The 6,249-nt window shown below is 58.2% G+C and carries 7 protein-coding genes; 3 read left to right on the top strand and 4 right to left on the bottom strand.

Annotated features, from left to right (window positions below):
• Nucleotides 1–225 precede the first annotated feature (225 nt).
• Nucleotides 226–2,097, bottom strand: coding sequence for a C69 family dipeptidase (locus HMPREF3036_RS09410; protein ID WP_255358823.1), 1,872 nt, complete (start codon nucleotides 2,095–2,097; stop codon nucleotides 226–228).
• Between the two features lie 35 nt (nucleotides 2,098–2,132).
• Here HMPREF3036_RS09410 and HMPREF3036_RS09405 point away from each other — a divergent pair, with 35 nt between their 5' ends.
• The gene (locus tag HMPREF3036_RS09405) at nucleotides 2,133–2,387 is read left to right on the top strand and encodes a type II toxin-antitoxin system RelB/DinJ family antitoxin (RefSeq protein WP_062333912.1); all 255 of its coding nucleotides are present in this window, start codon (nucleotides 2,133–2,135) and stop codon (nucleotides 2,385–2,387) included.
• 2 nt (nucleotides 2,388–2,389) lie between these two features.
• On the top strand, nucleotides 2,390–2,653 hold the full coding sequence (locus HMPREF3036_RS09400; RefSeq protein WP_062333909.1) for a Txe/YoeB family addiction module toxin: 264 nt from the start codon (nucleotides 2,390–2,392) through the stop codon (nucleotides 2,651–2,653).
• A gap of 139 nt (nucleotides 2,654–2,792) precedes the next feature.
• Here the strand turns inward: HMPREF3036_RS09400 and HMPREF3036_RS09395 are convergent, their stop codons facing one another.
• Entirely contained in the window at nucleotides 2,793–3,128 is a 336-nt protein-coding gene (locus HMPREF3036_RS09395; RefSeq protein WP_062333902.1) for a cytochrome c3 family protein, read from the bottom strand.
• 20 nt (nucleotides 3,129–3,148) lie between these two features.
• The gene (locus HMPREF3036_RS09390) at nucleotides 3,149–4,699 is read right to left on the bottom strand and encodes a flavocytochrome c (RefSeq protein WP_062333900.1); all 1,551 of its coding nucleotides are present in this window, start codon (nucleotides 4,697–4,699) and stop codon (nucleotides 3,149–3,151) included.
• 326 nt (nucleotides 4,700–5,025) lie between these two features.
• Between HMPREF3036_RS09390 and HMPREF3036_RS09380 the strand changes: the two genes are divergently transcribed.
• A complete protein-coding gene (locus HMPREF3036_RS09380; RefSeq protein WP_082897440.1) occupies nucleotides 5,026–5,544 on the top strand; it encodes a TetR/AcrR family transcriptional regulator in 519 nt (172 codons plus the stop codon).
• Nucleotides 5,545–5,618: 74 nt separating this feature from the next.
• On the opposite strand, the gene HMPREF3036_RS09375 is transcribed toward HMPREF3036_RS09380, so the two are convergent.
• Nucleotides 5,619–6,245: an IncC plasmid conjugative DNA transfer DtrJ family protein gene (locus HMPREF3036_RS09375; protein WP_082897439.1), complete on the bottom strand. Its 627-nt coding sequence runs from the start codon at nucleotides 6,243–6,245 to the stop codon at nucleotides 5,619–5,621.
• Between the last annotated feature and the right edge of the window lie 4 nt (nucleotides 6,246–6,249).

The following is a 6,249-nucleotide window of genomic DNA, read 5'->3' as shown; positions in this document are numbered from 1 at the left end:
CATCGTTCAGAGATGGGGGTTTTGAAGAGCTTCCTTAACATGATGAGTCCTCTTGACTATGAAGCACAGCTACACAACCATGCTCAAGAGGTGACCTTTTAACTCAAAATCATCAGATCCAAATTTCGCGCCCCACCCCAAATACAAAAAGGTCCCCGATTCCATGACCTATAATCGAGGACCTAAGCACGGTCTTGAATAACTGTGCAGACTCAGGCTGTCAAATTAGAGCAGGGTCTTGCCGTCGCGGGAAACACCCTTGACAACCTTGTCGGTCTGAACCGGAACGGCGTCGAAGCCAGTCACGCGATGGCCGTTGACCTGCGTGAAGAGCCACATGTCCATGATGGCGCCCGAAACCGTGCCGAAGCCTAGATCCTTGGACTTGAACGTGAAGACAACGTCCATGTTGCCGTCCTTGTTGAGGTCCTTGTATTCCATCTTCGTGGGAGCGGCGAAGTCCTTCCACGGACGGGTGGCGCCGAGCTGATAGGCGCCCATGCCAGCGCGGGTGGCGGACATATTCGTGCCGAGAACTTCATGATCCTTGGAGCCGTATAGGACGAACTGAACGTCGTCGTCATGGTCGGTGCGGATGACCTTGCTGAGGATTTCAACCTTCATCGGCATGATGCGGGCGTTTTCAGCCTGCATGATGCCGAGAACCTTCTGATAAGCGGCTTCGTTGTAGTCGTGCAGGAACTTCGTGCGTTCTTCACCCTTGAGGGAGGCGGCCTTTTTCGTCACAGCCGGACGTTCGGCCATGAAGGCGGCTTCCTGTTCGTGGATGAGCTTCGTGCGCTTGGCAAGTTCGTCAGCACGCAGGTAGTCGATGGCGTTGTTGGAAGCGTTGAAGACGGCATGTGGAGCGAAGTCGGCGCGGTAGTCGAACATCGACGGCGTGCCGGCGAAGTGTTCCTTCGTGGCAGTGGCGCCGTCAAGGAAGGATGTGCCCTTGGCAGGACCAGCGAGCGGATAGAGCGGAATGTAGATGGACTGGCACGGACGGCCGAGGGTCTTCCAGGCTTCCGTGAGCGTCGGATCCTTCGTCAGGTTGTAGACGATGGAGTCATGAGACGTGCGGCGGCAGATGCCTTCGGACTTGGAGTGATAGAGCTCCTGGTCCTGACCGATGTAGTCCTCGTGCAGGCGCAGGAGGGCCATGGCGTCCTTGACGCCGAGCTTGCGGTCGATGACGGCGCTGTACGGGAACTTTTCAGGATCGTTGTACTCGACGCCCGTAAGGAACTTCCAGGCGAGCACGTTGCGGTTGGCGTTCCAGCGTTCGTGGCGAACGGATTCCTGAGCCACGACCATGCGCCAGTTGAAGATCGGGTTCTTGGCGTCGTGGCGGCCGTCCTTGACGGCACGCTCGACCTGCTTGGGCTCGATCCGCCAGGTTTCCTTGTCGTTGAGGTCCACCTTGTCCATCATGAAGTTGTTCGGGATGTAGACGACTTCGTTGTCATGGATCTTGCGGGCGGCCCAGCTATTGCCCTGATGGATGGCGAGCTGCCAGGCTTCGTTGGCGTCGGCGAACGTATACGTGCGCCCGTCGTGGAAGTAGCCGAATTCGGCGAGCAGCTTCGTCGCGATGTCCACTGCCTCGCGGGCGGAGTGAGCGCGCTCGGCCACCAGACGGCGAATGCCGTAGCCGATGCCGCCGTCCTTCACCTCCATGCGGTCTGCGTCGAAGATTTCACCGCACCAGTTGGTGGCGACCACGACGCCCGCATCGTTGAAGAAGCCTTCTGCAAAGCTCGCGCCGTTGGGCACGAAGGTCTGCGTCCAGTAGAAGCCCAGCGTTTCCTCAACCTGCGGGATCTCGGCCGCGAACTTTTCGAACTTCACGGTCTCGCCCTTCTTGTGCTTGGCGGGCGGGACGTAGTGCTGCATGTTGAAGAGACGCCCGCCGTTGTCTTCGTAGTAGGCGACGATGATGCTCCACCGTCGAAGTTGAGTTTGAGGAAGCCTTCGAAAGCTTCTGAGAACGCAACTTCGACATGGGACGAAGAAAGCCCCGCCGAACAGATTATCGGGGGGTCTTTTTTTGATGACAACGAGTGGACACGGGGTCCTGCCGGAAGTACAATACAACTACATTGTAAGTGCATTATTCTTTAGGAGGTAATATGGGAACTTTCACGATGCGTATGGACGATGAATTCAAAAAGGAATTCAGCGAGGCCTGCAAGGAATTAGGATGCAACATTTCGACTGTCGTGACGATGCTAGGGACCAAAATGATTCGCGAACGCCGCATTCCTTTTGAGGTCTGTTCGGATCCGTTTTATTCCGAAGCAAATATGGCTCACTTGAAGCGGTCAATTGCTCAGTTGGAGGCTGGTCGAGGAAAGGTTCATGAACTCATCGAAACCGAGGATTGATCATGCCTTTTACTTGGTCCGACGATGCGTGGAACGACTATGTTTGGTGGCAGTCTCAAGATCGCAAAACGCTGAAGCGAATTAATCTTTTGCTCAAAGATATTCAACGCAACCGATACGAAGGGTTGGGAAAGCCTGAGCCGTTGGAGTTTGAAAGATCCGGATGGTGGTCGCGACGAATCGATCAAAAAAACCGTCTGATTTACAGGGTTTTGGACAATGGCTTCATCGACATTGCCTCCTGCAAGTCGCACTACGACGATTGAGAGAAAGCCCCGCCGCATCACACCGGCGGGGCGTTTTTTTTTTCAGGAAAAAAGGCCCTGTAGGCCCAAGGACCCGCAGGGCGCGTTTTGTGTCCAGTCACGAGGAAGAGGTGACGGCGGATGACCGCTCATCCAGAGGTTACGGCACCTTGAAGCCGAGCCCGTCGGCGTGACAGGCCTGGCAGTAGTTCTGGGACTTGCCGTGCTCTCGATGGCAGAGGTTGCAGTCGACCGTTTCCGGGAGGTAATGGATCGAAACGTGCGGGTTTTCCTTGCCGTTGGCGAGCGTGTAGCTTCCCTTGTTGATGTCGGCGTGGCAGGTCAGGCACTTTTCCGTCGGGACGGGCTTGAAGCCGTCCTGGTGGCACATCGTGCAGTCCTGCTTGTGCTTGGCGGACGTCGGAATGGCGACATCGGCGGCGTAGGCGCCGGCCGTGAAAAGAGCGGCCATGGCGATGACAACGAGTTTCTTCATGATGCTTCTCCTTCTCACGATTACTTGGCCATGATGCTCTGGGCTGCGATGCGGCCGAAGACGATGCCGTCGAGGACCGAGTTGCCGCCAAGGCGCGTGACGCCGTGGACGCCGCCCGTGATTTCGCCGGCAGCGTAGAGGCCCGGAATCGGCTTGAAGTCCTGACCGATGACCTCGGCCTTTTCGTTGATGCGCGCACCTCCCATCGTGTAGTGGAGCTTGGAGGTGAGACGGTGACCGTACCAGGGCCCCTTGCCCATCAACACGCCTTCGTTCGGCGTGAGCGGACGGTTGAAGTCAGGATCGAACTCACGGCCTTCCTTGATCCAGCCGTTGTACTTCGCCATTTCGTCCTTGAGCTCCTTGAGCGGGAGACCGTAGAACTTGGCAAGTTCCTCGAGCGTTTCAAACTTCTTCGTCGTGCCCGACTTGAGGGACTTGGAGAGGTAACGGTCGATGGAGACTTTCGGCACGAACTGGCTGTCGGCGATCAGCACGGCGAAGCGCTGGGAGCCGTCTTCGTTCTTGAGGGAGAAGATGTCGTTCGTGAGTTCAGTGCGGTTGCCGAGCTCGTTGAAGCACCGGCGGCCGGTCTTCGGGTCGATGGCGAAGCCGTACTGCTTGATGTAATCGCAGACGTCGGCACCCATGCCGATGCCCTTGTCATCAGGCGAGCACCAGGGACCCCACTGGATGTAGTCGATGTGAACGGGAATGGCACCCGCGCGCATCAGCGTGAAGAGAGCGCCGGCCGTGGCGCCCGGATGGTTCGTGCCTTCAGTTTCCTTCGTGATCTTCGGGTCGATGAGCGAGCACATGCGCCAGTCGTTGACGAAGCCGCCGGCACCGAACACGATGCCCTTTTCGGCACGGTAGTACTTGCGAACGCCCGTCTTGTTCGTCAGGTCGTTGTCGCGGGAGTTGATGTCGAAGACATAGTTTTCGCGGACGGCGACGCCGACGCAGCGGCCCGTTTCATCCTTGATGATTTCATCGACGATCGTGTTCTTGCGCATGATGCCGCCGCGCTTGAGGAAGTGACGGTGCAGCGGGAGCATCACGGAAATGCCGGCCGAAACCTTCGGGGCGAGCGAACGGATCTTGGAGTGACCACCCTGGATGAAGGGCGTAGGCGCAAATTCACAGCCGAGCTTGCGGATGTATTCAAAGGACTCGAGGGCCTTGAAGCACAGCGCATGGGCGAGCTTCGGGTCGTTGAAGTATTCCCCGGCCTTGAGCGTGTCCTTGAGGAAGAGTTCGGGACTGTCGTCCTTGACGCCGTGAGCGAGCTGCTCGGGCGTGCGCGGGACGTTGATCCAAAAGCCCGTGATGGCGGAGTTGCCGCCGAAGACGGGCATCTTGTCGACCATGATGACTCGCTTCGCGCCGAGGTCGATCGATTCGTTGGCGGCGCACGTGGCGGCAATGCCCGAGCCCACGACGACAACGTCAAACGTCTCGTCCCACTTGATGTCCTTGGCTTCCGGAAATTCGGACTTGGCGGCGGCAGCGCCGCAGCCGAAGACGCCCAGAGCAGCAAGGCTGCCCTTGAGGAATTCGCGTTTCTGCATTTTTGAGTTCTCCTTCATGCATCCGCTGCCATCCATGAACCCATGGACCGCTGAGGTCTTACGGACGCTTATTAGTACCGTCCGTACTGTGTACTTAAGACGGCAACAAGGACAAGAGGACGCCCATCGGGTCTTTCACCAACAGGGTTAACCCTAATTGGTTTAGACTATGCAGTCTGAGACGCCCTTTGCAAATGACGACTGGAGATGCAAGAAAATGAGTGAGATTGAAAACGACGCCGCTGAAGACGTTTCCTACGAGGACAACGAAAAGCACGTCGTGAGGCGCAGGGCAAACGGCCGCGCGACGAGGCTCAAGATCCTCGCTGCAGCTCGCGCGAGGCACCGACAGCCTCTCCATCGACCGCGTGATCAAGGAGGCGGGAGTCTCCAAGGGAAGCTTCATGTACCACTTCCCAAGCCGGCAGGCACTGATTGAGGCGCTCGTCAACGAATACGCAGCGCATCTCGGCGAAGTTCAGACGGGACTCACCACCAAAGCGAAGAGCGATTGTCCGATGCTCGAGGCGTATGCCGAGTGGTACAAGGGCTTCACGTCGGGAGAAATCGACAGCGGCTCTTCGCCGCTCGTTGCGCTCGCCATGGCGTCAAGAGAGAACAGGAAGTTCATGGAGCCTGTGCGCGACTGGTACAGGCGCTACTTCGACCGCGTCAAGCAGGAGGCCTGCGGCTCCGAGAGGGCACTGGTCTACACGCTAGCCTACGATGCCCTCTTCTTCCACCATCTCTTTGGAACGGACGTGCTGACGGATGATGAAAAGAAGGCCGTGACGAGAACGCTGCAGGCCTTCGCCGATGGAGGCATGAATATGCAGGAGGCCTGAGGCCGGGGTTTCTGGAAAAGGAAATCCCGCCCAACGTTGAGACATCTCATTGGACGGGGAATTCCAAGGGAAACTCAAATGAACCTGTGCCAGGTCGCTGCCGTCATGCGAGCGGCCAGGGCGAACGCAACGGGAAAGACGGAAAGCCACTGAGGCGGATAGTTGGGATGCATGATGGCCACGATCCCGAGGCAGACCGCAAGGAGCTGCAGGGAGAGGGAGGCGGTCCACCAGGTGGGACTCGGCGCGTGGTACTCGGCTTCGCGGATGCGGCGTCTCACGAACCCGTCGACAATCAGCGCGAGGATGAAGGGCATGAGTGCGATGGTGCCTGCGGTCATGACGGCAAGGCGCTGGGTCGCCATCACGAAGAGGCTCTTCATGGCACGCAGCCACTCGGTCTGTGTCGTACGCTCGGCGGCTCTGCCGATCTCGGCAAACTCGTCCTTCGTCATCGGTGAGCCGCCGTAGGGTCGAAGCGTGTAGCGGTCGGGGACGCCCGAGACCCAGACGAGCCCGTCGAGATATTCAACCGCCAGATTCGCGGCCGTCTCGGGCATGGGAATCCCCTCGCCCGTTCTCAGCATCAGCGCCTCTCTCAAGGCCGTCTCCTCGAAGATCTCGGGCGGGGTTCTGGCTGGCAGCCACATCACCATGAGGATGAGAACAAGCGCGGTCGCGGTCAGCATGTACTTCATCATTTTG

The organism is Sutterella sp. KLE1602, from assembly GCF_001578585.1.
Lineage (GTDB): Bacteria > Pseudomonadota > Gammaproteobacteria > Burkholderiales > Burkholderiaceae_F > Sutterella > Sutterella wadsworthensis_A.
This window is presented reverse-complemented; position numbering and strand designations above follow the sequence as displayed.

Excerpts from the sequence above, each read along its gene's own strand:
- HMPREF3036_RS09405 (WP_062333912.1), top strand. The coding sequence starts at position 2,133 with ATGGGAACTTTCACGATGCGTATGGACGATGAATTCAAAAAGGAATTC.
- HMPREF3036_RS09400 (WP_062333909.1), top strand. The coding sequence starts at position 2,390 with ATGCCTTTTACTTGGTCCGACGATGCGTGGAACGACTATGTTTGGTGG.
- HMPREF3036_RS09395 (WP_062333902.1), bottom strand. The coding sequence starts at position 3,128 with ATGAAGAAACTCGTTGTCATCGCCATGGCCGCTCTTTTCACGGCCGGC.
- HMPREF3036_RS09390 (WP_062333900.1), bottom strand. The coding sequence starts at position 4,699 with ATGCAGAAACGCGAATTCCTCAAGGGCAGCCTTGCTGCTCTGGGCGTC.
- HMPREF3036_RS09375 (WP_082897439.1), bottom strand. The coding sequence starts at position 6,245 with ATGATGAAGTACATGCTGACCGCGACCGCGCTTGTTCTCATCCTCATG.